Raw genomic sequence first — 23,930 nt, forward strand, 5'->3', positions numbered from 1 at the left:
TCACGGCAGACTGTAGATTGCATACCGTATGGGGTAGGCATATAGTCACTCTTCTAGCTGGCTGTGTCCAGGGCCATCCGCAGGGTTTTTCCGGACTCGGAACCGGCCCCCGCGGACCACCACTCCACGCCTTCGCCCTGCCCCTACGCGGAAAGGACGCTCCCGCATGGACCTCTTCGAACACGAAGCCCGCGATCTCTTCGAGAAGCACGGTGTGCCGGTCCCCCGCGGCCGCGTCGCCGCCGACCCGGCCGCCGCTCGTTCGGTCGCGGCGGATCTCGGCGGGCCGGTCGTGGTCAAGTCCCAGGTGAAGACCGGCGGGCGCGGCAAGGCGGGCGGCGTCCGCGTGGTGCGTACCGCCGACGACGCCGAGCAGGCCGCCGACGACATCCTCGGCATGAACATCAAGGGCCACACCGTGCACCGCGTCCTGGTGACCGAAGCGAGCGAGATCGCCGACGAGTACTACCTTTCCTTCCTGCTCGACCGTGCCGGGCGGACGTTCCTCGCGATGGCGTCGGCCGAGGGCGGGATGGAGATCGAGGAGGTCGCGGCCACCCGGCCGGACGCCCTGGTCCGCGTCCCGGTCGATCCGCTGGCCGGCGTCGACGCGGCCGCGGTGGCCACCGCCTTCCCCACCGACGTCCGCGGCGAAGTCGCCGGCGTCGTCGAGAAGCTGTGGGAGGTGTTCGTCGCCGAGGACTGCACGCTCGTCGAGGTCAATCCCCTGGCGCTGACGAGCACCGGGATCGTCGCACTGGACGGCAAGATCACGCTCGACGACAACGCGTCCTTCCGCCGTTCCGCGTCGTTCGACGACACCGCGGACGGTGATCCGCTGGAACGTGCCGCCCGCGCGAAGGGCCTCAACTACGTCAAGCTCGACGGCGACATCGGCGTGATCGGCAACGGCGCCGGGCTCGTCATGTCCACATTGGACGTCGTGGCGGCGGCCGCGGCCGAGGCGGGCGCCCGCGGACCCGCGAACTTCCTCGACATCGGCGGCGGGGCGTCGGCGCAGGTGATGGTCGACGGGCTGACCGTCATCCTCGGCGACCCGCAGGTGCGCAGCGTGTTCGTCAACGTCTTCGGCGGCATCACCGCGTGCGACGCGGTGGCGACCGGGATCGTGCGGTCGCTCGAGATTCTCGGGACGCGCGCGTCGAAGCCGCTGGTCGTCCGGCTCGACGGGAACAACGTCGCCGAGGGCAGGCGGATCCTCGCCGAAGCCGCACACCCCCTGGTCACCGTGGTGGCCACCATGGACGATGCCGCCCGCGAGGCGGCGAAGCTCGCGATCGCGGAGGTCTGAGTCGTGGCCATCTTCCTGGACGAGAACAGCCGGGTCGTCGTCTCCGGCATCACCGGTTCCGAAGGCGCGAAGCACACCCAGCGGATGCTGGCCGCCGGGACGAACGTCGTCGGCGGGGTGAACCCGCGCAAGGCCGGGCAGCAGGTGGAGTTCTCCGGTCGTTCGCTGCCGGTGTTCGGCAGTGTCGCGGAGTCGATGGCCTCGGCCGGCGCCGACGTCTGCGTGCTGTTCGTGCCGCCGCCGTTCGTGGCCGACGCCGTGATCGAAGCGGTGGACGCGGGCATCGGGCTCGCCGTGGTGATCACCGAAGGCGTCCCGGTGCACGACAGCGCGCGGCTGTGGGCGCACGCCGTCGCGGCCGGCGGGCGGACCCGGATCATCGGCCCGAACTGCCCGGGCATCATCTCCCCCGGCAGGTCGAACGCCGGCATTATCCCGGCCGACATCACCGGACCGGGCCGGATCGGGCTGGTGTCGAAGTCCGGCACGCTGACGTACCAGCTCATGCACGAGCTGCGCGACATCGGCTTCTCGACGTGCGTGGGCATCGGCGGCGACCCGATCATCGGGACGACGCACATCGACGCGGTGGAGGCGTTCGAAAAGGACCCGGACACCGACCTGATCGTGCTGATCGGCGAGATCGGCGGTGACGCGGAGGAGCGCGCGGCGGAGTTCGTGCGCGCCAACGTGGCGAAGCCGGTGGTGGGTTACGTGGCCGGGTTCACGGCCCCGGAGGGCAAGACGATGGGCCACGCGGGCGCGATCGTGTCGGGCTCGGCGGGCACGGCGGCGGCGAAGAAGGAAGCACTGGAGGCGGCGGGGATCCGCGTCGGCCGAACACCGAGCGAGACGGCGGCGCTGGCCCGCGAGCTGCTGGCCTGATGGAGCTCCGCCAGCTGGCAGTGGTGGTGGCGGTCGCCGAGGAAGGCGGCTTCACGGCGGCCGCCCAGCGCCTGCGGACGGTCCAGTCGACGGTGTCCACGGTGGTCAGGGCCCTGGAGCGCGACCTGGGCACACCGCTGTTCCACCGCACGACGCACCGGGTGGTCCTGACCCCGGCGGGCGAGGCGTTCGTCCCGGCGGCCCGCGCGGCCCTGGAGGCGGCGGAGCGAGCGCGCGCGGCGGTGTCGCCGGTGACCGGCCGGGTCCGGCTCGGGGTGTGCCCGGGGTTGCTGGCGGACCTGCACCGGACGCTCGCGGCGCTGCGGCACGCGCACCCGGGCTTGGCAGTGGAGGTCCGCCAGGTGCGGTGCGCGCCGACGGAGTCCACTGTGGATCTGGTGATGACTTCGGCCACTGGCGAGATCGCCGGATCGGGCAGCTCGGCCGACCTCGTCACCACGCTTCTTGCCGCTGAAGAACTGGTCCTTGCCACCGCACCCGGTGGGGCGCGCTCGGCCCCTGCCGATCTCTCCGCGCTGTCCCTTGTGGACTTCCCGTCGGGCTGGGCGATCCGCGACGCCGTCGATCGGGCCTTCCCGCACCGCCTCGTCGCCCTCGAAGTCGATGATCTCGCCGTGGCCGCCGGGCTCGTGCGGGCCGGGCTTGCCGCCTGTGTGCTGCCCGCCTCCGTCGCCGCGCGGTTTCCCGAACTCACCGTGCGGCGGTTCGACCGTCCCCCGCCGTGGCAGCTTGCCGCCGTGTACCGGGCCGATTCCGGGCCCGCCGTGGCCGCCGTGCTTGCTCAGCTCGGCTCGAATCCCAAGCGGTCCGGTCGCGTGTAGACGTTCATCGACGTCCCGCGCAGGAAGCCGACCAGCGTCAACCCCAGCTCGGCTGCCAGGTCCACCGCCAGCGACGATGGTGCCGACACCGCCGCCAGCAGCGGGATCCCGGCCATCGCCGCCTTCTGCACCAGCTCGAACGACGCCCGCCCGCTCACCATCAGCGCCGTTCCGGACAACGGCAGCCCGCCGCCTCGGGTTGCCCAGCCGACCACCTTGTCCACCGCGTTGTGCCGTCCGACGTCCTCGCGCAGGCACCGGAGCTTGCCGTCCGCGTCGAACAGGCCCGCCGCGTGGAGGCCGCCCGTGCGGTCGAACACCCGTTGTGCCGCACGGAGTTCGTCCGGCATCGTCGCCAGCGTCGCCGGGTCGGTGGCAAACCTGTCCGCGTCGACCGGCCACGTCACCGTCGTGCGCACCGCGTCCAGGCTCGCCTTGCCGCACAGGCCGCACGACGACGTCGTGTAGAAGTTGCGCTCCACCGAGGCGTCCGGCGGGGCGACGCCGTCGGCGAGCGCGACGTCCAGGACGTTGTAGGTGTTGCCGCCGTCGGCCGTCGCCCCGGCGCAGTAGCGGATCGACCGGATGTCGGCCGCCGCGTGGACCACGCCCTCGCCGACCAGGAAGCCCGCGGCGAGGTCGAAGTCGTCGCCCGGGGTCCGCATCGTGATCGTCAGCGGCTTGCCGCCCACCCGGATCTCCAGCGGCTCCTCGACGGTGAGCGTGTCCGGCCGCGTCGTCCGCCCGCCGTCGTGGACGCGCAGCACGCGCCGCCTGCTCGTCGTCCGCCCCACGTCAGGCCGCCGGGAGCAGCGACTTGGGCCGGCCGGGCTGGGTCAACCGGCCGCACAGCACCGCCGCGGCCAGGCTCAGCACGCCCGCCGCGGTGAAGGCGTGCGCCGTCACGAACAGCGTGGCCAGCCCGGCCCCGACCACCGCGCCGACGGCCTTGGCGCTGTAGAGGATCCCGAAGTTCTGCGCCACCGAAACCTCGCCGAAGTACTCCCGCACCAGGCCGACGAGCAGTGTGTAGCAGCACCCGTTGCCGAGCCCGGCCAGCGTGACGCCCAGCAGCAGGCCGACGGCGTGCCGGTGTTCACCGGAATAGAACAGCACGAACTGCGCGATCCCGCCCGCGAGCAGGGCGGAACGCAGGATCCGGCGCCGGCCGAGCCGGCCGGCGAGCCGTCCGATGAGGACACGGCCGCCGCCGGTGGCCGCGGCGAGCAACGCCAGCGCGGCCGCGGCGAGGCCCGTCCCGCTGCGCGCGGCCGTGAACGTCGCCAGGTAGGCGAGGTCGAACAGCAACACCGCCGCCGCGAGCACCACCACGAGGTACAGCGCCAGCGTCGTGCCGCACCGGAACAGTTCCGCCGGCCGGTAGTGCCGGACCGCCGGACGCCGGTTGTGCGCCCGGTCGAGCGCCCACGTCCGGGGCTCCGGCGTGGCGGGCCACCAGTGCCGCGGCGGGTACCGCAGCAGCGCCGCGCACCCGGCGATGACGGCGAACACGACCACGGCGGTGACGTCCAGCAGCACCGGCCGCGCGGCCGGCAGGGCGGCGGCGAGCACCACGAAGGGCACGCTGCCGAAGGCGAACGCGCCGCTCACGACGCCGGCGCGGGACCCGGTGCGGTCGGGGAACCAGGCGAGCACCGCGCCGACGCACGTGGCGTAGACCAGGCCGGTGCCGAGTCCGCCCAGCACCGAGTAGCCGAGGAACACGGTCAGCAGGCTGGTCGCGTGGCCGAGCGTCACGAGCCCGGCGGCGCACAGCACGGCACCGGCGGCCATCGCCGCGGGCGCGGGCAGCAGGCCGCGTTCGCGCAGCCACGCCACCGGGAACGCGACGCCGGCCTGGCAGATCGCCCACACCGCGAGCGCGAGCACGATCCCGCCGAACGTCCAGCCCGGAGTCCGGCTCAGCGACGGCACGATCGCGCCGAAGCCGTACTGCTGCACGCCGGCGGCGAGCATGGCCGCCGCGGCGAGCCAGGTGATCCACGTCCGCGGCCGGCCGAGCAGCTCCCGGTCGGACTCGCCGACGCGGTACTGCCGTCCGTAGACGTCCCGGAGCTCACGCACCTCGGGCATCGCGACCGCCTCCCACCAAACTGAAGATTGTATGCAGTATGGAGTAGGCTGAGTGTGCGCCGGTTCGGCGTGGAAGTCCACAGGGATGGTTGCGCCGCCGCCCGGATGGACGATCGTCGTCAGCGCGGGAGCCCGTCACGGGCAGAAGAGAGGCGGCCCGGTGGCCATCGAGGGAGGAGGCGGCCACCGGACCGGTGCTCCGCCGCGGTACCGGCCGCGCGGAGCACTGACAGTCTGGCCATCGGAGCCGCCCTCCGACAAGCTTTCGCCGTGCGGCGAATGGTGCGCCACCCGTTTTCCGGCCGCAGAACCGCTTCGGACGTCCACATCGAACCGGCCGGGTGACGGTGAGGCACCGGAAGAACACTCAATGCCACCCGAAACCGCTCAGGCGGCGCCCGGCCGGCGAAACCGCACCCGATGGCACGGCTTCGCCGGCACCGGCTTCAAGACTTCTTGCGGGTCGCCCGCTTGCGCGCCGGCTTCGCTTCGGCAGGCTCGGCCGCCGCGGCCTGGTCGGCTTCGAAACCGGCGATGATTTCGCTGGAGAGGCGGCCACGTTCGGCGACCTCGTAGCCGTTCGCCTGCGCCCATTCGCGGATCTGCCGGTTGCGCTCGCGGTCGGTGCCCGAGCCCGACGGGCCGGACAGCGACTGGCCGGTCGCGAGGCGGACCTTGCGGCCGCCGATGCGCCGCGCGGCGGCGACGTAGCGAGCCAGTTCGTCCCGCAGCGCGGAGGCGTTCTCCTCGGACAGGTCGATCTCGTACGTCACGCCGTCGAGGCTGAAGGGGACGGTCTGCGAAGCCTCGCTGCCGTCGAGGTCGTCCACCATCTGGACCTGTACCCGTTGCGCCATGATTCGTCGTTCCTCATCTTCTCCAGAACACGGTCGAGCAGACCCTAACCTGTCGAATCACGCCCGGCACGCGCGACACCCTGAAGCGTCCACAATGGCCGCCCGGGCGAGCGGGTCGCCCGCGTCCAGGGTGACCCGCAACCGAGCACAAATGCTCATCGTCTTGGCAGAAATCGATTTTTGTGATATGTCCGAAATCGAATCGGTACCGCGGCGAGGTGACCGGGACCCAGTTTACCGGTAATGCCCCGGCATCGGCAGCCCCGATGTTCACGGCCACCGGCGCCCGGGCGCCACATTCGCTCGTCGGGACCAGGTCGTTCCCCTTCTCCGCCCCACGGCGGTGTGCCGCAATTCCGGTATAGACCAGTATGTGATTCTTGCGTCGGGCTCGATTCGTTCGCGTGCCGGTCCGCACCCGGACGATTCCGCGTCCCGGCGCCGCCGGTGTCGCGGATCGGCTCGTCCAGAGTGGACTGGACCCGTTTCACCCCGTGTTCGACGGCTGGCTCGGAGTCACCACGGACGACATTGCGGGATCCGGGTGGATTGGCGCCCGGATCGGAAATCGCATCGATCACCCGCGGCCCGCGGAACTGCGCGACGCGGCGCTCAGTCGGGCAGCATCGGCACTTCGAGGTCGTCCGGACGGCCGAGCAGGACCGCGCGGGTGACCGCGGCCTTCCCGAACCGGTCGCGCACGGCGTCGAGGGCGGTGTCGAGCTCGGTCGCCCGCTGCCGCTCGAACGGCAGCGCCGGCTGGAACGGGTTTTCGTCGGCCAGGTTGGACAGCGCCGCGCCCAGCAGGGTGATCCCGCGGTCGGCGATCAGCGGCAGCGCGGCGACCAGGAGCTCGCGCGCGGCGGCGAGCAGGACGCCGGTGCCGGCGGTCGGGTCGGTCAGCGTGTGCGAGCGGGTGGCGCGGGAGAAGTCGGCGAAGCGCAGGCGGATCGTCACCGTCCGGCAGACGCGCCGGGCAGCCCGCAACCGGCGGGCGATCCGGTCGATCAACGCCACCAGCACGATGTCGAGCTCGGCCGGGGTCCGCCTGCCGCGCCCGAGGGCCCGCTGGGCGCCGATCGAGCGCCGCCGCCTGCCGAGCTCGACACGGCGCGGGTCTTCGTTGTGCGCGAGGTCGTGCAGGTGCGCCCCCGCGGCCCGGCCGAGCAGGCCGACGAGGTCGACGTGCTCGGACGCGGCGAGCTCGCCCACGGTGGTGATCCCGCGGGCCCGCAGCTTCTCGGCGGTGACCTTGCCGACGCCCCAGAGCGCCGAAACCGGCAGCGGGTGCAGGAACTCCAGCTCGGCGTCGTGCGGGACGACGAGCAGGCCGTCGGGTTTGGCGACCCGGCTGGCCACCTTGGCGAGGAACTTGGTGCGCGCCACCCCTACCGTGATCGGCAGCCCGGCCCGCTCGGCGACGTCCGCGCGCAGCCGTTCGGCGATGCGGCTCGGTCGTCCGCCGATCCTGGCCAACCCCCCTACGTCGAGGAACGCTTCGTCGATCGAGAGGCCTTCGACCCACGGCGTGGTGTCGTGGAAGACCTCGAACACCGCGCGGCTGGCGGCCAGGTAGGCGGACATCCGCGGGCGCACGACGACCGCGTGCGGGCAGAGCCGCCGGGCCTGCGCGCCGCCCATCGCGGTGCGCACGCCGTAGGCCTTGGCCTCGTAACTCGCGGCGAGCACCACCCCGCCGCCGACGATGACGGGACGCCCCTTGAGCGCCGGATCGTCGCGCTGTTCGACCGAGGCGTAGAAGGAATCGAGGTCGGCGTGCAGGATGGGCCCCTCGGCGGTCATAGAACATATGTTCGCATACCCAGGGGCCGAAGTCCGCTCATCCGCCCGCCGCGGGTGACGTGCCGCCGGTCGAAACTCCGCTTTTTTGGGGTTGTGACGCACTGTTGCCCCGCTCACACTCGGGGAATCGAACGACCCGACCACTGGGGGCGACATGACCGAGAAGTGCCGATGCGGCGACCACCACGCGTGGGCCACCCCGAGCCCACACGACAAGCCGGCGGCGGCCCGCCAGCCCCTGCTGGCGGCGACCCTGGCCCGTGAAGACCGGGTGGAGGACGCCGGCGGCCTCGACCCGACGGACCGCGTGACGTGCCGGACCCACCGCCGCTGGCTGCACGACTGCGTGTCCTCACCGGTGCACACGAACCCGGCGATCGGCTACCGCTGGTGCCGCCGCTGCGACCACCAGGCGCTGGTGGCGGTGGACGAGCTGGCGGGCGAGGTGACGATCCGCTGCGGAGTCTGCGGGTCGGTGCCGGAGAGCCGGGCGAACCGGGAGCTCGTGGAGCTGTGCCGGCGGAGTCTCGCACTGGCCCGGGCGGGCCGGTTCCCGGAGGCCGCTGCCGCCTGAAGGCAGCGGCCTGGTGATGGACTGCCGCTCGAGGCCCGATTGAGGCCGGTTGCCGAAGACCGCTGCCGCCCCGATGGCCGGGTTCCGCCCAGCCGACGAAAAACCGCGCCGCCTCGCTGCCACTGCCGCCGCCCGGTGTAGGGGTCCGGTTGCCGAAGACCGCTGCCACCGGAAGGCACCGTTGGGCGGGTGCAGAGCCTGCCGCTGACCGTGCGGCGTGGGCCGTTGCCGAAGGCGCCGCTCCCCCACGGCAATCCTGGGCGGCTGCCCGCGACCACCTCCGGCGCGCTGCCATGATGCAGGGGTGCCCGAACCCGGAACCACCGCGCTGGTGATCCTGCTCCCCACCGCCGAACCGGTGCTCGCCACGGCTCGGCGGGTTGATCCCGGCCTTGTGCGGCCCGGGCTGCCCGCCCACGTCACCGCGCTCTACCCCTTCTTGCCGGACGCCTCGCTGACCGAAGACGTCACCGCGGCCGTCCGCTCACTGGCGGCGGGCTTCGCGCCGCCCGAGGTGGAACTCACCGAACTCGTGACCACACCCGGTTTCGTGGCTCTTGCGGCTCCGTCGCTGCAACCCGTCGCCGATGCGGTCTGCGCTCGGTGGCCCGATGTGCTGCCCTACGGGGGCCGGTTCGGTCCGCGGCCCGCCGCGCACCTGACCGTCGCCATGGGGGGCTCCGCGGAAACCCTCGAGCGCGTCGCCCGGGATGTGCGGCCGCTCCTGCCGATCGCCGGGCGGGCCGCCGCCCTGCAGCTCGTCGCCCTCACCGATCGGGGGTGGGAACCTCGGCTGGAGGCGCCTTTCGGCGGATGAGGTGACCGCGCGGTCACTCCGCCGGGGTTCCCTCCAGCGTCCGGTACTCGCGGGCGATCGCCCGCAACCGGGCGACGTCGGCGGCGAACGGTTCCGCCGGTGCGACGGGCGGCGGCGTCTCGGCCGGCTCGTCCGGGAGGTCGCGGACCAGCCTGGCCGCGGCCGACGGCGGCTGGTCCGGGGTCACGCCCGCCAGGATCAGGCCGTCGTTCGTCTCGCTCATCGCCGTCAGGAGACGCTCGCGGCGGGACGGGCCCGCCGGATCGATCCGGGCGATCTCCGGGAAGCGCCGGGTGAGGTGCCCGCGCAGGGGCCGCAGCAGGCGGAGCGTCCGGGCGTCGCGGCGGGCGGCCACCAGGCCCGGGACCGCGGGGATCGTCAGGCCCAGGACGATCAGCAGGACCGAGATCGCCGGGAACCCGACGTCGAGGGCGCACGGCAGCGTCGAGAACGGCCCGCGGCACAACGCCTTCGCCGGGTGGTCGGCCTGCAGGGCGCGGACCGTCCCGACCACCTTCCCCGCCAGGTACGCCACCGCGAACGCCGACGCCAGCAGCAACAGCGCCAGCCCCGCGCGCAAGGCGCCGCCGCTCGCCCGGATCGTCACCGCCGCCACGATGCCGATGTCGATCACCGCGAGGCCCAGGTACACCGTGTAGGTGAACACGTAGACCACCAGCGTCGGGTGCGTGCGGTACAGCTCGTCGAACACGCCGATGCCGCGCGGCAGGTCCGGGGTGCTGAAGAACGTCACCACCAGCACCGTCAACGCCACCCCCAGCGCGACCAGCCGGGTGCGCCGGCCGCGGTCGCGGGTTCCGCTGATCTCGGCGACCGTCAGGCCGATGCCGTACGCCGCGACCATCGTCGCCAGGTTCGACAGCAGCCGGCCGAGGCTCGGGTAGATCTCGCTCTCGAACTGCTGCGCCCGGTTCGACAGGAAGCAGAACGCCGCGCCCAGCGCGATCAGGGACACCGCCAGGCCCGCACCCGCGCCGGTGCGGCGGGCGCGGACCGCGCGCCAGATCCCGACGAACAACGCGAAGAGCCCGACCCCGACAAAAAGAATGTCGATCACGGGAATCGACTATCCCAGGAGTGCCGCCAGCCGCCTAGCCTGGTCCGCCGCTCGGCCGGACGCGCCCGGCTGAACGGCGGCCGGTTCGCTCGTCGCCGCGCTCATCAGCAGCACGGCCATCAGCTCGGCCTCGTACTCGTCGGTGCCCGTGGTGACGCGGGTGAGCAGGTGCGACAACGCCCGCGGCTCGAGGTCCGGGGCGAGTTCGGCGGCCTCGGCCTCCGCCATCAGGCAGGTCCCGGTGTGCGCGCACAGCATGTGGGCGAGCTCGTGGGCGATGATGTGGTCCTGGTGCAGCGCCGACGTGTGCTCGGTGTAGGCGATCAGGTCGTAGTCCGGGCGGGCCTGCCACGCGCCGGACGGCTGGCCGGGCCGGTAGGCGATCGGGACGAGGTCGATCTCGCGCCCGCGCCACGCTTCGAGACCGTCGACCCAGGCGTTCATCGACCACGGCCGGGGCAGCGGGACGGCGGCGAGCACCGCCCGCACGCGCTCGCGGGCGCGGTCGCGAAGGGCCGGCAGGCCACGCTCGTCGATGGGTCCTCCCCGCTCACCGGGCGCCAGCCGGGTGCACCGGGGCGCGATCACGGACGAGGTCATCGTAGCCGAGCCCGGACCGTCACTCCGGCTTCCGCCGTCGGCCGGCGCGACGCCGGGTGTCGTCGTAGCTGCTGAGCTGATCGAGCAGCGCCGTCACGGTTTCGCGGTCGCGCGGCGAAAGCCGCATCGCCCGCTGCGCCAGGTTCCGCGCCTCGCTGTCGCGCCACGCCACGACCTCTTCGACCTGGCGGTCGACCTGGCCGGCCACCTCGTCGTCGAAGAAGTAGGTGACCGGGACGCCGAAGAACTGCGCGAGCGCCTGGATGTGCGAGCGCTTCGGGTCCTTGCGCGCGCCGACGGCCAGCTGCTGGACGTGCGTCGCCGACATCGAGACGCCGGTCTGCTCGGCGACGCCGTGCGCGATCTCCCGGTAGGAGTACGGCTTGCGATCCGGCGGGTGCACGGTCGCGATCAGGTGCGCCAGCCGTTCGGCGAAACTGCGCTCTTCGCTCACCACACACCACCTGCAGCCATGAAACGTGACACCAATCAGAGTAGCTGTTCCGAAAACTTGACACACCCTGTGTCGGAAAGACTACGATACGCCTGTCTGGTGTTTCGGAAACGTGACACCGGCTCCGGGGTGGCGCAGCGACCTCGCGGGTGACTCACGTGGCCGCTGGGGGTGGCCACGCGCCTCGTCCCGTGCGCCGCGCCACCCCGTTCTCGTGCGGGCAGGTGGATGCGGCGGAAGCAGCCGCGGACCGTCCTGCGGGACCCGAGGGCCGACACCGCGATGGCCCCTCGGAATCCCGAGGGGCCACCACAGCCAGACGCTCAGTACGCGACCGTCACCGGCGCCCGGCCCGGGCGGGCCGGCACGGTCACCGCCAGCGTCTTCGTCGCCGCGTCCCACTTCCACGCCGTCGACGGCGCCCAGCCGCTGCCCACCTTCACCCGGCTCGGGGCCGCGGGCACGCCGAGGAACTTCACCGTCCACTCGCGGGGCCCCGCCTGGAACGAGCCCTGCGCGGGCGCCACCGTCACCGTGTGCGCCCCGGAGCGCTCGCCGTAGGTGATCTTCGTCGTCGCGGACCGCGCCGACGAGACGCCGTTGTCCTCGTACAGCGAGAACGTGCCCGAGCCGCCCGGTGCCACCGTCACCGTCACCCGGTTCAGGGGGTTCTGGACGTCGTTGGTGACGTCGGCCGTACGCGTCACCGTGATGCCGCCCGCGCGGAGGAACACCGGCATCGTGCCCAGGTCGGACGTCACCTGTTGCGTCGTCCCGCCCGCGTACGTCTTGCCGGTGAAGTAGTCCGTCCACTGGCCCGGCGGGAACCACACGGACGTCGTCGCCGAGGCACCCGGCGACGTCACCGGCGCCACCAGCAGGTCCGGCCCGTAGAAGTACTCGCTCGCCGCCGCCGTGTACGCGCCCGGCTCGTCCGGGTACTCGAGGTAGGTCGGGCGCACCACCGGAACACCCGTCGTCGCGGCCTCCTGGGCCAGCGTGTACGTGTAGGGCACCAGGTTTTCCCGCAGGTTCAGGAACTTCGTCGCCGACGCCTTCGCCGCGTCGCCGTACTGCCACGGCAGCCGGTCGCTGTGGTTGCTGTGCAGCCGGTCGATCGGCTGGAACGTGCCGAGCTGCACCCAGCGCGCGTACAGGTCGTCCGGCAGCTTGAACGTCTGGCGCTGCTGGCCGCCGGACGTGTAGGTCTCGCTGCCGCGCAGGCCCGTCGTGTCGTTGTGGCCGCCGATGTCGTGGCTGATCGCCGACATGCCCGTCGCGGCCGACTCGGCCGGCGTCACGCCGACCTCCATCCGCAGCGTGCCCCACGTCGAGGCCGTGTCACCGGTGAAGTGCAGCGTGCTGCGCTTGTCCGCCCACGGCCCCGTCGCCAGTCCCGTCGGGCCGCCGTAGCCGCCAGCCTGCAGCGACCCGTACGCCCGCGAGATCACGAACCCGCGGCCGGTCGCGGGCGCCGCGAGGTCGGCGTACTGCTGGTTGATCCAGGCGTCCGGGGTGACGCCGGGCAGGCTCGAGCGCGAGGCGTCACAGCACCAGTCGAGCCACCAGAAGTCGTTGCCCTGCCGCATCATCCCGGCGTGCAGGTCGAGGTAGGCCTTGAGCTGGTCGGGGTCGCCCCAGTCGAAGACGTAGCAGTCGGTGCCGCAGTTCGACTTGGCCAGCTTGCCCTTCGCCGTCGCCTGGGCGCGGGCGAACTGCGGGTCCGAACCCATGATGCTGGGGTGGATGTTGAGGTTGTTGTGCAGGCCCTGGGCCTTCGACCAGGCGAAGAAGCCGGCCGGGTCGGGGAACTTCGCGGTGTCGAACTGCCAGCCGTTCCACGTGTCCGGCGCCTTGAAGTCGGTGTCGGTCACCAGGACGTCCAGCGGAACGCCTTCGCTGCGGAAGCGCGGCAGGATCGTGTCGCGGTAATCGGCCGCGGTGCGGTCGATGTACTCGGAGTACCAGACGCCGTAGGCCCAGCGCGGCAGCAGCTGCGGCGGCCCGGTGAGGGTGGCCAGGTCGCGCAGCCCGGTCTTGTAGTCGTGGCCGAACGCGAAGAGGTAGCCGTCCTGGTAGGGGTTCCCGCCGTGGGACGGGCGCTGCGTCACCGCGCGCGTGCGCGTGTCGTAGAGCGCGGAGGGTGTGTCGTCGAGCAGGTACCAGCCGTCGGAGTGCAGCAGCCCCTCGGTCGTCGACGGCGCACCGTTGTCGCCGTTGACCCCGTCGAGACCCCGCCGGTAGCCGCCGAGCGCGAGGTGCGGCGGCGGTGCCGCGGCGCCGGCCGGGGTGACGGCGACGGTGTCGACGTTGACGTGGCAGCTGGTGTCGTCCGGGCAGGCGAGGACGACGTCGTTCGTGCCCGCCTTCAGGTCCACCGGCACGGACGCGCTCTGCCAGGCGTCCCAGCCGTCGGTGACGGGCAGGGTCAGCGTGCGGGTGACGCCGTTCGCGGTGACCGGCGCGGTCCGCGTCTCGTGCCTGCCGTCGCCGCCGGTGCCGTTGGCGTAGCGGACGTGCAGCAGGTACGTCCCGTCGGCCGGGACGTCCGCGACGCGGTGGGTCAGCGTCGAGCCGCGGTTGAGCTCGGCGACGAACCCGCGGCCGGCGTAGCCGGTGTGGTCGGTCGCGACGACCGCGGAGCCCGTCCGCAGCCCGGCTTCGGCTTCGCAGCTCACCCCGGCCGGGCAGCCGGTGACCGCGCGCGCCGACGCCGGCGGGAACGCGGCGCCGGCGGTCAGGACGGCCACGGCGTCGAGGTTGACGTTGCCGGAATCGGCGGCGGCCCGTTCGACGCGGACGCTGTGGTGACCGGCGCCGAGGGTGACCGGGACCGAGGCCACGGCCCAGGTGTTCCAGTCGGCCGTCACCGGCAGGGTCAGCTTCTGCGCCGCGCCGCCGTCGACCGAGACGCCGAGGGTGCGGGTGACGTGCTGGCCGTCGCCGCCCTGGCCGTTGGCGTAGCGCGCGCTCACCGAGTACGTGCCGGCAGCCGGCGCGAGGACGTCCGCCGTCACCGAGTTCCCGGTGCTCTCGAAGCCGGCGAGGAAGCCTTCGCCGGTGTAGCCGGAGTGGTCGGTGGCGACGCCGAGGCCGTCGGCGGTCAGGTCTTCGGCCTCGCACCGCGCGCCGGCCGTGCAGGTGAGGTGACGCCAGGGGGCCGCGAGTGTCGCGGAGGTGCGGAGCTCGAGGTTGCCGCCGTCGAACGGGCCCGAGTTCAGCCGGTACGTCAGCGTCGCGGCACTGGTCCGGATGGTGAGCACGCCGCCGGAAACCGTGCTGGTGTACGGCGTCGGCGTGAAGGCGCCGCGGCCGACGGCGTTGAAGGTGGCGGCGTCGGTGAAGCGGCCGTCACCGGCATATTCGGTGCGGATCAGGGTCGGGGACAGCACCTGGAAGCGGGCGTTCCCCGCGACGACGGTCTGGCGGGCAGGCCCGGCCACGGCGGGCGTCGCGACGGTCACCGCCGCGACGGCGCTCCCGGCGACGACGAGCGCGCAGGCCCGCCGGATGGTTCTCGCAGTTCTGGTCCGCACGGCGGAACTCCGTTCCGGTGAAGGGGACTCGGCGGCGTTACAACGTTGGAAAGCTGAGCACGCCGTCGCCCGCGATGTCCAGACCACTCACCGGACCTGTCCCGGACAGATCAGCGGCCGGTCACGCCGTCGAGCTGTTCGCGCAGGATGTCGGCGTGCCCCGCGTGCCGCGCGGTTTCGCTCGTCATGTGCGCCAGTACCCAGCGCAGGGTGTGGCACCGGCCGTCGATCGCCACCGCCGCGGGCTTGCCGGGGTCGCCGGCGGCCCGGATCGCCGCGTCGCTCGCCTCGATCGCCGCCCGGTAGCCGGCCAGCACCTCGGCCGCGGTGCGGCCCGCCGGGACGTCCATGCCCACGTTGCCGGGGTCCGGGCCGCCCGCGATGTGGTGGCCGAACCAGACCTGTTCGGCCAGGGTCAGGTGGTGGACGAGCCCGAGCAGGGAGGTGCCCGAGGCGACCATGACCCGGCGCAGCTGCTCCTCGGTGAGCCCGTCGGTCTTCTTGAGCACGCACTCGCGGGCGAACGACAGGAACGCCGTCGCGGTGTCGAGCTCGCCGTCGTCGTTGCGCGGGACGGGTTTGCGCTGGGTCTCGGCCATGCCTGCGAACCTAGCGCTCCCACGCCGTCGCCCGGCGGGCCCGGTAACGTCCCGGGGGTGGACGGGACATCGGACGTGCAGCGCTGGGTGCGCGGCTGGCGGCTGCGGCTGCTCGACGCGGGCCTGCTGGTCTACCCCGGCGTGACCGTGGCGGGCGTGCTGCAGCACTCGGACGGCGCCGCCGCCGTCGCCGGCTGCGTGGTCGTCGGCGCCTTCGCCGTCGCCTACCTCTTGGCCGCCGCGGCGGCGGACCGGCGCGCCACGCGGCTGTTCTGGCTGCTGGTGGGCGCCTGCGCCGCCCTGTTCGCCCTCGCGATCCCGTTCGCCAACGCCGACGCGTTCTTCCTCGCCGCCGTCGTCCTCTCCGTCGCCGTGCCGCGGCTGCCGCGGCGCGTCGCGCTCGTGCTGGTGGCCGCGGCCGCGATCGCCGCCGTCGTCGTGCCGTGGCCGGGCGGGCCGGGCTGGACGCAGGCGGTCGCGCTCGTGTTCACCGTGCTCATGGTGGCCGCGTTCGCCGAGGCGATCCGGGCCAACACCGCCCTCGTCGAGGCCCGCGCCGAGGTCGCGCGGCTGGCGTCCGAGGCCGAACGCATGCGGATCGCGCGTGACCTGCACGACCTGCTCGGCCACTCGCTCACCGCGATCACGGTGAAGAGCACCCTGGCGCGGCGGCTGGTCAGCGCCGAGGCCGCGCGGGCGAGCGAGGAGATGGCGGCCGTCGAGACGCTGGCGCGGCAGGCGCTCACCGACGTCCGGGCGGCCGTGTCGGGCTACCGCGACGTCACGCTGGCGGGTGAACTCGCCCGCGGCCGCGAGCTGCTGCGCGCGTGCGGCGTCGCCGCGGACCTGCCGACGGCCGTCGACGTCGTCGGCCCGGCGCACCAGGAACTCTTCGGCTGGGTGGTGCGCGAAGGGCTCACCAACGTGGCCCGGCACGCGCGGGCGACCCGGTGCGCGGTGACGCTCTCGGAGTCCACAGTGGAGGTCGTCGACGACGGCGTCGGCGGGACCGCGACCGGCGGGTCCGGGCTCGACGGCCTGCGCGAGCGCGTCACCGCGGCCGGCGGGTACCTCTCGGCGGGCCCGCTGCGCCCGCGCGGGTGGCGGTTGCAGGTGACGGTGTGAGCATCCGGCTGCTGCTCGCCGACGACCAGGCCCTGGTCCGCGAGGCGTTGTGCGCACTGCTCGCGCTCGAGGACGACTTCGACGTGGTCGCCGCGGTGGGCCGCGGGGACGAGGTCGTCGCGGCGGCCCGCGAACACCGGCCCGACGTCGCCCTGCTCGACATCGAGATGCCGGGCCTGGACGGGCTGGCGGCCGCGGCGGTGCTGGCCGAGCAGGTCCCGGACTGCCGCGTCGTCATCCTCACGACGTTCGGCCGCGCGGGCTACCTGCGGCGCGCGATGGAGGCGGGCGCCGCCGGCTTCGTCGTGAAGGACGCCCCGGCCGACGTGCTCGCCGACGCGATCCGCCGGGTCGCCGAGGGCGAGCGGGTGGTGGACCCGGCGCTCGCCGTGGCCACCCTGGCGGCCGGCGAGTCCCCGCTGACCGCCCGCGAACGCGACGTGCTCATCACGGCCCGCAGCGGCGCGACGATCGCGGAGATCGCGGCGCGGCTGTACTTGTCGGAGGGCACGGTCCGCAACTACGTCTCGGCCGCGATCACGAAGACCGGGGCGCGCAATCGGGTGGAAGCGGTCCGGGTCGCGGACGAGCGAGGCTGGTTGTAGCTCGCGGGGGACGTGCGCGGCTAAGTTCGAAGGCATGCCCGAACCGATCCTGGTCTCCATCGCCGCCGCACTGGCGGCCAAGGGGGCAACCGGCCTTTACGAGCTGGTCAAGCGCAAGTTCGCCAAGGACACGGAGGCGATCGCCCTGCTGGAAGCGGCCGCGGCGGCGCCGGAGGAGGGCCGGCCGATCGCGGCGCTGGCCGAGCGGCTGGCCGAGGCCGAGGCGGAGGACGGTGAGTTCGCCGAAGCGTTGCGGGAGGAGTGGCGGCAGGTCTCGCTCAGCCACGGGAGCGTGTACAACCAGGTGACCGGGAACGTCACCGGCAAGGTCGTGCAGCTGCGGGACGTGCACGGCGACATCAACCTCTGAGCCGGGCCTCCGCCGCCGCCCAGTCCGCCGTGCCCGAGGGCTCGTAACGGCGGATCTCCTGCGTCTCGCGCACCAGCTCCCGCATCGCCGCCAGGTCCGGCAGGTCCTCCCCCAGTGCCCTGGCCTGGACCAGCACGTTGCCCAGCGCCGCCGCCTCGACCGGGCCCGCCAGTACCGGTACTCCGCACGCGTCCGCCGTCGACTGGCACAGCAGCTCGTTGCGGGCTCCGCCGCCCACCAGGTGGATCACGTCGACACTGCGGCCGGTCAGGGCGGCCGCCGTGCGGATCGTGCGGCGGTGGGCCATCGCCAGGCTGTCCACGATGCAGCGGACCACCGCCGCGCGGCCGGACGGCGGCCGCTGGCCCGTGGCCCGGCAGGCCGCCGTGAGACGGGCCGGCATGTCGCCCGGGGGCAGGAACTCCGGTGCGTCGATGTCCACCACCGCGGCCAGCGGCGGGGACGCGGCCGCGGCGGCCAGCAACGACGGCAGTTCTTCGGGGCACGACCACGTGCGCAACGTCTCCGACAGCACCCACAGGCCCATCACGTTGCGCAGGAACCGGATCGTGCCGTCGACGCCGCCCTCGTTCGTGAAGTTCGCCGCCAGTGCCGCGTCGCCCAGCTCCGGTGCGGGCAGCTCCAGGCCGGCCAGCGACCACGTGCCCGAGGAGATGTAGGCGAAGTTCGTGCCGGGGGACGCGGGTACCGCTACCACCGCCGACGCCGTGTCGTGCGAGCCCACCGCCACCACCGGCAGGCCCGACAGCTCGTCCGCCGTGCCGACCACCGTGCCCGGGTCGCGCAGCGGGGGCAGCAGCCGCGGCGGGATTCCCACCTTCGATGCCAGCGAAGCAGCCCACGTACGCGCGCGGACGTCGTACAGCTGGGTCGTCGACGCGTTCGTGCGCTCGGCGCCGATCGCGCCCGTCAGCCAGTAGTTCAGCAGGTCCGGGATGAGCAGCAGCGTCGACGCCGTCTCCAGGCGGTCGCCTTCGGAAACCAGCTGGTACAGCGTGTTGAACGGCAGCTGCTGCAAGCCCGTCACGTCGTACAGGGAACGTGCGGAGACGACCGCGGCCACCGACTCGGGCACGCCGTCGGTGCGTGCGTCGCGGTAGTGGACCGGGTTGCCGAGCAGCGCGCCGCGCTCGTCCAGCAGCCCGTAGTCGACCGCCCAGGAGTCGATGCCGACGCCGTCCAGGCGCCCCGCTTCGCGGATCCCGGCCAGGGTTTCGCGGTAGAGGCCCAGGATGTCCCAGTACAGCGCCGGCCCCGCGCGGACGCCGCCGTTCGGGAAGCGCCGGACCTCCTCGACGCGCAACACGCCGGGTCCCACGGTCCCGGCCATCACCCGCCCGCTGGACGCGCCGAGGTCGACGGCCGCGACTCGCTTCACGCGCGCACCACCGTCAGCTCCAGCCCGAGCAGGTCCGCGACCGCCGTCAGCTCGGCGACGCGGTGGCCCGTGCCCAGCGCCCAGTGGTGCGCGATGCCGCTGGCGGACCAGGCGTCGGTCCACTCCCCCGGGTCGCAGCCGAAGTCGACGCGGGAGGTCGTGTTGCCGATCCGCAGCAGCGGCCCGGGCACCACCGTGCCTTCGGCCGCGATCAGCGTGAACGTCCCGTCGCGGCCCTGGCCGAGCCCGCACAGCGTCACCGGCCCGTGCTTGACGTCGAACTCCACCGAAACGCCCCAGCCGCGCTTGCCGTGGTAGACGCCCAGGCCGCGCAGCAGCGGCTTGCGGGCGCTGATCCCGAGGTGCGCCGGGCCGTCGTGGCCCATCTCGACCACGCCGTCCCGGAAGTTCAGCGCCTGCAGCTCGGTGAACGAGCCGCCGGCGCCGAGGCGGTCCATGACGAGCATGGCCAGTGACGTCCGCAGCTCGTACTCGCCGACGGCCGGGATGCCGCGGGCGGTGAGCAGGGACGCGCCGAGGATGAAGCCGGCGCCGACGCGCTCGTGCGTCTCGCCGTCGAGACCCCGGTGGTAGTAGGCCAGGGAGTCGAGCGAGAAGTCGTCGACGAGCCGGTCGAGCGCCACCGACACCCGGGCGCCCCACGCGAAGTCTTCGTCCACAACGGACTCGTCCACAGTGAACACTTCGCGGGCCAGCGCGACCCGCGCGGCGGTTTCGTCGTCGGTCACCTTTTCCACCCGCACCCGCAGGTCGTCGACCTCCAGGATCTCGACGTGCCCGCCGAGCTGGGCCGACACCAGCGTCGGATCGGTGGAGACGTCCATCATGCCCGGGTAGAGGTGCCCGAGCAGGCCGTGGCGCCCGTGCCGCAGCGCCGCCCGCACCCCGGCCGCCTTGATCCAGCGCTCGATCCGCGTCCACGCCCGCGGATCCTCCAGGTACCCGGACACCGAGCGGAACTCGACGCCGAGGCGGCGGAACGCGTTCGCCATCTCGGGCAGCGGGCAGGCGCCGCAGTAGGCCAGCCACGCGCCGGTGTCGAAGGACTCGTGGTCCATGGCCTCGGTGGGCTGCAGGTTCAGCAGCAGCACCGGCGCGCCCGAACGCTGCGCGACCGGGGCCAGCATGCTGGACGTCAGGTACGTCGTGAGGAAGCCGATGATCAGGTCGCACCCGGCCACCCGCAGCTTTTCGGCCGCGGCCGACCCTTCCTGGGCGTCCGAGACGAACCCGGCGTCGACGACCTCGCAGTCCATAGTGGACAGCCGCTCGGTGACGCGCCGGGCCGAGGCCTGCAGCTGGGGCAGCAGCTCCGGGAACTGCGGCCAGTACGCGCCGAGCCCGCCGGAGACGAGCCCGACCCGGGTGCGGCGCGGGGTGATGCGGTCGAGCGTCATGAGTACTCCTAACGCAGGAACGCGGCGGCCACCCCGGCGTCCACCGGCACGTGCAGGCCGGTGGTGTGGGTCAGCTCGCCGCCGGTGAGGGCGAACACCGCGGCGGCGACGTGCTCGGGCAGCACCTCGCGCTTGAGGATGGTCCGCTGGGCGTAGAACTCGCCGAGCTTCGCCTCTTCGACGCCGTAGACCGCGGCCCGCTGGGCGCCCCAGCCGCCGGCGAAGATGCCGGAGCCCTGGACGACGCCGTCGGGGTTGACGCCGTTGACGCGGATGCCGTGCCCACCCAGCTCGGCGGCCAGGAGCCGGACCTGGTGGGCCTGGTCGGCCTTGGCGGCGCCGTAGGCGACGTTGTTCGGGCCCGCGAACACCGAGTTCTTCGACGAGATGTAGACGATGTCCCCGCCGATGCCCTGGTCGATCATGGCCTTGGCCGCCGCCCGGGCGACCAGGAACGAGCCCTTCGCCATGACGTCGTGCTGCAGGTCCCAGTCGCGTTCGGTGGTCTCCAGCAGCGGCTTCGAGATGGACAGCCCGGCGTTGTTCACGACCAGGTCGATGCCGCCGTAGGCCAGCACGGTCGCGTCGATTGCGGCCTGGACCGCCGCGGCGTCGGTGACGTCGGCGGTGACTGCGGTGCCGCCGATCTCCGCCGCGACTTCCGTGGCCGCGTCGCCGTTGAGGTCGGCGATCGTCACGCAGGCCCCCTCGGCCGCGAGCCGCTGGGCGATGGCCTTGCCGATGCCCGACCCCGCGCCGGTGACCAGGGCGATCCTGCCGGCCAGGGGCTTCGGCTTGGGCATGCGCTGGAGTTTGGCTTCTTCGAGGGCCCAGTATTCGATCCGGAACTTCTCGCTTTCCGGGATCGGCGCATAGGTCGAGACGGCTTCGGCGCCGCGCATGACGTTGATGGCGTTGACGTAGAACTCGCCCGCCACCCGCGCGGTCTGCTTGTCCTTGCCGAAGGAGAACATCCCGACCCCGGGGACGAGCACGATCGCCGGGTCGGCCCCGCGCATCGCGGGCGAATCCGCATTCGCGTGCCGGTCGTAGTAGGCCGCATACTCCGCACGGTATTCGGTATGCAATTCCTTCAGGCGTTCGCGGACACTGTCGACCGGAGCCGTCGCGGGCAGGTCGAGCACGAGGGGCCGGACCTTGGTGCGCAGGAAGTGGTCGGGACACGACGTGCCCAGCGCCGCAAGGGGTTGGAGCTTCTCGCGAGCCAGGAAGTCGAGCACGACCTCGCTGTCGGTGTAGTGCCCGACGACCTGCTGGTCGGTGGCGGCGAGCCCGCGGATCACCGGCGCCAGCGCGGCCGCCCGCGCCCGGCGTTCGGCGGTGGGCAGGGCTTCGAAGCCGGGGACCACCGGGCCGAACGGCTCCGGCGCGCCCCGCTCGGCCAGGAAGGATTCGGCCGTGCGGATGATCTCCAGGGAGTTGCGCTCGCACTCCTCGGAGGTGGCGCCCCACGCCGTGATGCCGTGGCCGCCGAGGATCACGCCGATGGCCTGGGGGTTGGCCGCCTTGACCGCGGCGATGTCCAGGCCGAGCTGGAACCCGGGCCGCCGCCAGTCGACCCACGCGACGCGGTCGCCGAAGCACTCCTTGGTCAGGGCTGGGCCGTCGGCCGCCGTGGCCAGCGCGATGCCCGAGTCGGGGTGCAGGTGGTCGACGTGCGCGGCCTCGACGAGACCGTGCATCGCCGTGTCGATCGACGGCGCCGCGCCGCCGCGGCCGTGCAGGCAGTAGTCGAACGCGGCGACCATCTCGTCCTCGCGCTCGACGCCCGGGTACACGTCGACCAGGGCCCGCAGCCGGTCCAGCCGCAGTACCGCGAGGCCCGCCTCGGTCAGCGTGCCGAGGTCGCCGCCGGAGCCCTTGACCCACAGGACGTCGGTGGGCGAGCCGGTGACCGGGTCGGTCAGCGCGCCCTTGGCGGAGGTGTTGCCGCCGGCGTAGTTGGTGTTGCGCGGGTCGGCCCCGAGCGCGTTGCTGCGCGCGATGAGCTGCTCCGGCACGGTCATCGTCATGCTCCCCATCCGGCCTGCGTGCCGCCGGCGCGCTCGGCCACGATCTTCTCCTGGTACCCGCTGCGGTGGTAGGCGGCGATCGGGTCCGGGTCGAGCCCGGCCTCGGTGCGCAGCTCGGCCAGCAGCGGCCGGACGTCGGTGTTGTAGGCGTCCATCAGCACGGCGTTCGCCTCGAGGACGTTGCCCGCCTGCTGGGCCGCGCGCAGTGCGTTGCGGTCGACGAGCAGGGCCTTCGCGGTCGCTTCCTGGACGTTCATCACCGACCGGATGATCGCCGGGATCTTCGCCTCGATGTTGTGGCACTGGTCGAGCATGAACGCGATGCCGTACGAAGGGTCGAGGGCGTCGGCGCGGACGATCTCGTACATGATCCGGAACAGCTGGAACGGGTCCGCCGCCCCGACCATCAGGTCGTCGTCGGCGTAGAACCGCGAGTTGAAGTCGAACGCGCCGAGCTTCCCGGCCCGCAGCAGGAACGCGACGATGAACTCGATGTTCGTCCCCGGGGCGTGGTGCCCGGTGTCGATGCAGACCGTCGCCCGCTCCCCCAGCTCGATGCAGTGGGCGTAGGAGGTGCCCCAGTCCGGGACGTCGGTGGCGTAGAACGCCGGCTCGAACAGCTTGTACTCCAGCAGCATCCGCTGCTGGAGCCCCAGCCGGTCGTACGTCTCGCGCAGCGCCGACGCCAGCCTGTCCTGCCGGTCGCGGATGTCGTCCTGGCCGGGGTAGTTGATCCCGTCGGAGAACCACAGCTTCAGGTCGCGCGAGCCGGTCGCGTCCATGATGTCGATGGCTTCCAGGAGGTGGTCGGTCGCCTTGCGGCGGATGCCGGCGTCGGGGTTGGTCACCGAGCCGAGCTTGTAGTCCTCGTCCTGGAAGACGTTGGTGTTGATCGCGCCGATTTCGACGCCGAGGTCACGCGCATAGGCGGTCAGGGCGGCGTAGTCGTCGACCTTGTCCCACGGGATGTGCAGCGCGACGCTCGGCGCAACGCCGGTGAGCTTGTGCACCATCGCGGCGTCGGCGATCTTCTCCTCGGGCGTGCGCGGCACGCCCGGTTGCGGGAACACCTTGAACCGGGTGCCCGAGTTCGCGTACGCCCACGACGGCGTCTCGATGCGCTGGGCCCGCAGAGCCGCTTTGACATCCACGGCGATCACTGTCCTTCCGCGACAGGGGTGGGGTCGAGGTGGAAGACCTCGGCCAGGAGCTGGAAGCCTTCGTCGGGCGGGCCGCCGTCGAGGCCGGTGAAGAACTCCGCCATCTCCGCCTGCCAGCGCGTGTTGACCTCGGTCTCGGCCATCGCGGCCTGTGCGGCGGCGAGGTCGTCGGCCTCGACGTAACCGATCAGGAGGCCGTCCTCGCGCAGGAAGAGCGAGTAGTTGCGCCAGCCGGTGTCGCGCAGGGCCTGCTGCATCTCGGGCCAGACGGCGCGGTGGCGCTCGGCGTACTCGGCCCTCCGGTCGGGTTTGACCTGCAGGCAGAAGCAGTATCGGGGCACAGTCCATCCTTGGTGGGACCCGGCCGGG

22 protein-coding genes are annotated in these 23,930 nt (G+C 72.8%); 8 read left to right on the forward strand and 14 right to left on the reverse strand.

Features of this window, described 5'->3' with window-relative positions:
• Positions 1-166 precede the first annotated feature (166 nt).
• From sucC to BLW76_RS26685, 3 genes are read left to right on the forward strand one after another with little or no spacing between them, the layout of a single operon-like run.
• Positions 167-1,312: an ADP-forming succinate--CoA ligase subunit beta gene (sucC, locus tag BLW76_RS26675; protein ID WP_091312143.1), complete on the forward strand. Its 1,146-nt coding sequence runs from the start codon at positions 167-169 to the stop codon at positions 1,310-1,312.
• 3 nt (positions 1,313-1,315) lie between these two features.
• Complete coding sequence (gene sucD / locus BLW76_RS26680; RefSeq protein WP_091312145.1) at positions 1,316-2,197, forward strand: succinate--CoA ligase subunit alpha; 882 nt, start codon at positions 1,316-1,318, stop codon at positions 2,195-2,197.
• Positions 2,197-3,039 (forward strand): LysR family transcriptional regulator, encoded by an 843-nt coding sequence (locus tag BLW76_RS26685; protein WP_208613391.1) that lies wholly within the window; start codon positions 2,197-2,199, stop codon positions 3,037-3,039. The genes sucD and BLW76_RS26685 overlap by 1 nt, the downstream gene beginning before the upstream one ends.
• Here BLW76_RS26685 and fdhD read toward each other — a convergent pair.
• From fdhD to dinB, 4 genes are all read right to left on the reverse strand, one after another.
• Entirely contained in the window at positions 3,000-3,833 is an 834-nt protein-coding gene (gene fdhD / locus BLW76_RS26690) for a formate dehydrogenase accessory sulfurtransferase FdhD (protein WP_091312150.1), read from the reverse strand. The two genes, BLW76_RS26685 and fdhD, sit on opposite strands and share 40 nt — an antisense overlap.
• 1 nt (position 3,834) lies before the next feature.
• A complete protein-coding gene (locus tag BLW76_RS26695; RefSeq protein ID WP_091312152.1) occupies positions 3,835-5,133 on the reverse strand; it encodes an MFS transporter in 1,299 nt (432 codons plus the stop codon).
• A 446-nt stretch (positions 5,134-5,579) separates the two neighbouring features.
• Entirely contained in the window at positions 5,580-5,990 is a 411-nt protein-coding gene (locus tag BLW76_RS26700; protein ID WP_091312154.1) for a histone-like nucleoid-structuring protein Lsr2, read from the reverse strand.
• Positions 5,991-6,602: 612 nt separating this feature from the next.
• The gene (dinB, locus tag BLW76_RS26705) at positions 6,603-7,793 is read right to left on the reverse strand and encodes a DNA polymerase IV (protein WP_091312157.1); all 1,191 of its coding nucleotides are present in this window, start codon (positions 7,791-7,793) and stop codon (positions 6,603-6,605) included.
• Between the two features lie 154 nt (positions 7,794-7,947).
• On the opposite strand from dinB, the gene BLW76_RS26710 reads away from it, so the two are divergent.
• Positions 7,948-8,367, forward strand: coding sequence for a hypothetical protein (locus tag BLW76_RS26710; RefSeq protein ID WP_091312159.1), 420 nt, complete (start codon positions 7,948-7,950; stop codon positions 8,365-8,367).
• Between the two features lie 304 nt (positions 8,368-8,671).
• Positions 8,672-9,184 carry a 2'-5' RNA ligase family protein gene (locus BLW76_RS26715; protein WP_244170316.1) on the forward strand — a complete coding sequence of 171 codons (513 nt, stop codon included), beginning with the start codon at positions 8,672-8,674 and terminating at the stop codon, positions 9,182-9,184.
• 13 nt (positions 9,185-9,197) lie between these two features.
• Here the strand turns inward: BLW76_RS26715 and BLW76_RS50500 are convergent, their stop codons facing one another.
• The 5 genes from BLW76_RS50500 to BLW76_RS26740 form a co-directional block, all read right to left on the reverse strand.
• On the reverse strand, positions 9,198-10,262 hold the full coding sequence (locus tag BLW76_RS50500; protein ID WP_091312161.1) for a hypothetical protein: 1,065 nt from the start codon (positions 10,260-10,262) through the stop codon (positions 9,198-9,200).
• A gap of 9 nt (positions 10,263-10,271) precedes the next feature.
• The gene (locus BLW76_RS26725) at positions 10,272-10,850 is read right to left on the reverse strand and encodes a hypothetical protein (RefSeq protein ID WP_244170319.1); all 579 of its coding nucleotides are present in this window, start codon (positions 10,848-10,850) and stop codon (positions 10,272-10,274) included.
• A 31-nt stretch (positions 10,851-10,881) separates the two neighbouring features.
• Positions 10,882-11,316 carry a transcriptional regulator gene (locus tag BLW76_RS26730; RefSeq protein ID WP_091319927.1) on the reverse strand — a complete coding sequence of 145 codons (435 nt, stop codon included), beginning with the start codon at positions 11,314-11,316 and terminating at the stop codon, positions 10,882-10,884.
• 323 nt (positions 11,317-11,639) lie between these two features.
• The gene (locus tag BLW76_RS26735; RefSeq protein WP_091312165.1) at positions 11,640-14,852 is read right to left on the reverse strand and encodes a TIM-barrel domain-containing protein; all 3,213 of its coding nucleotides are present in this window, start codon (positions 14,850-14,852) and stop codon (positions 11,640-11,642) included.
• Positions 14,853-14,962: 110 nt separating this feature from the next.
• Complete coding sequence (locus BLW76_RS26740; protein WP_091312171.1) at positions 14,963-15,451, reverse strand: DinB family protein; 489 nt, start codon at positions 15,449-15,451, stop codon at positions 14,963-14,965.
• A gap of 57 nt (positions 15,452-15,508) precedes the next feature.
• Here BLW76_RS26740 and BLW76_RS26745 point away from each other — a divergent pair, with 57 nt between their 5' ends.
• Genes BLW76_RS26745 through BLW76_RS48755 form a run of 3 tightly spaced genes read left to right on the forward strand, consistent with a single transcriptional unit; the run spans position 15,509 to position 17,551 of the window.
• A complete protein-coding gene (locus tag BLW76_RS26745; RefSeq protein ID WP_091312173.1) occupies positions 15,509-16,576 on the forward strand; it encodes a sensor histidine kinase in 1,068 nt (355 codons plus the stop codon).
• Positions 16,573-17,181: a response regulator transcription factor gene (locus BLW76_RS26750; RefSeq protein WP_091312175.1), complete on the forward strand. Its 609-nt coding sequence runs from the start codon at positions 16,573-16,575 to the stop codon at positions 17,179-17,181. Before BLW76_RS26745 ends, BLW76_RS26750 begins: the two co-directional genes overlap by 4 nt.
• Before the next feature lie 34 nt (positions 17,182-17,215).
• Positions 17,216-17,551 carry a hypothetical protein gene (locus BLW76_RS48755; protein ID WP_091312176.1) on the forward strand — a complete coding sequence of 112 codons (336 nt, stop codon included), beginning with the start codon at positions 17,216-17,218 and terminating at the stop codon, positions 17,549-17,551.
• Here BLW76_RS48755 and BLW76_RS26760 read toward each other — a convergent pair.
• Genes BLW76_RS26760 through BLW76_RS26780 form a run of 5 tightly spaced genes read right to left on the reverse strand, consistent with a single transcriptional unit; the run spans position 17,541 to position 23,902 of the window.
• Complete coding sequence (locus tag BLW76_RS26760; protein WP_091319934.1) at positions 17,541-18,902, reverse strand: rhamnulokinase; 1,362 nt, start codon at positions 18,900-18,902, stop codon at positions 17,541-17,543. The two genes, BLW76_RS48755 and BLW76_RS26760, sit on opposite strands and share 11 nt — an antisense overlap.
• A 44-nt stretch (positions 18,903-18,946) precedes the next feature.
• Positions 18,947-20,368, reverse strand: coding sequence for an L-fucose/L-arabinose isomerase family protein (locus BLW76_RS26765; RefSeq protein ID WP_091312179.1), 1,422 nt, complete (start codon positions 20,366-20,368; stop codon positions 18,947-18,949).
• An 8-nt stretch (positions 20,369-20,376) separates the two neighbouring features.
• Positions 20,377-22,395: a bifunctional aldolase/short-chain dehydrogenase gene (locus BLW76_RS26770; RefSeq protein WP_208613392.1), complete on the reverse strand. Its 2,019-nt coding sequence runs from the start codon at positions 22,393-22,395 to the stop codon at positions 20,377-20,379.
• Positions 22,396-22,397: 2 nt separating this feature from the next.
• Positions 22,398-23,561 (reverse strand): L-rhamnose isomerase, encoded by a 1,164-nt coding sequence (gene rhaI, locus BLW76_RS26775; protein ID WP_091312184.1) that lies wholly within the window; start codon positions 23,559-23,561, stop codon positions 22,398-22,400.
• On the reverse strand, positions 23,558-23,902 hold the full coding sequence (locus tag BLW76_RS26780) for an L-rhamnose mutarotase (RefSeq protein ID WP_091312187.1): 345 nt from the start codon (positions 23,900-23,902) through the stop codon (positions 23,558-23,560). Before BLW76_RS26780 ends, rhaI begins: the two co-directional genes overlap by 4 nt.
• Between the last annotated feature and the right edge of the window lie 28 nt (positions 23,903-23,930).

The organism is Amycolatopsis tolypomycina (assembly GCF_900105945.1).
Classification (GTDB): domain Bacteria; phylum Actinomycetota; class Actinomycetes; order Mycobacteriales; family Pseudonocardiaceae; genus Amycolatopsis; species Amycolatopsis tolypomycina.

Excerpts from the sequence above, each read along its gene's own strand:
- sucC (WP_091312143.1), top strand. The coding sequence starts at position 167 with ATGGACCTCTTCGAACACGAAGCCCGCGATCTCTTCGAGAAGCACGGT.
- BLW76_RS26685 (WP_208613391.1), top strand. The coding sequence starts at position 2,197 with ATGGAGCTCCGCCAGCTGGCAGTGGTGGTGGCGGTCGCCGAGGAAGGC.
- BLW76_RS26695 (WP_091312152.1), bottom strand. The coding sequence starts at position 5,133 with ATGCCCGAGGTGCGTGAGCTCCGGGACGTCTACGGACGGCAGTACCGC.
- BLW76_RS26700 (WP_091312154.1), bottom strand. The coding sequence starts at position 5,990 with ATGGCGCAACGGGTACAGGTCCAGATGGTGGACGACCTCGACGGCAGC.
- dinB (WP_091312157.1), bottom strand. The coding sequence starts at position 7,793 with ATGACCGCCGAGGGGCCCATCCTGCACGCCGACCTCGATTCCTTCTAC.
- BLW76_RS26710 (WP_091312159.1), top strand. The coding sequence starts at position 7,948 with ATGACCGAGAAGTGCCGATGCGGCGACCACCACGCGTGGGCCACCCCG.
- BLW76_RS26740 (WP_091312171.1), bottom strand. The coding sequence starts at position 15,451 with ATGGCCGAGACCCAGCGCAAACCCGTCCCGCGCAACGACGACGGCGAG.
- BLW76_RS48755 (WP_091312176.1), top strand. The coding sequence starts at position 17,216 with ATGCCCGAACCGATCCTGGTCTCCATCGCCGCCGCACTGGCGGCCAAG.
- BLW76_RS26760 (WP_091319934.1), bottom strand. The coding sequence starts at position 18,902 with ATGGCCGGGACCGTGGGACCCGGCGTGTTGCGCGTCGAGGAGGTCCGG.
- BLW76_RS26765 (WP_091312179.1), bottom strand. The coding sequence starts at position 20,368 with ATGACGCTCGACCGCATCACCCCGCGCCGCACCCGGGTCGGGCTCGTC.
- BLW76_RS26770 (WP_208613392.1), bottom strand. The coding sequence starts at position 22,395 with ATGACCGTGCCGGAGCAGCTCATCGCGCGCAGCAACGCGCTCGGGGCC.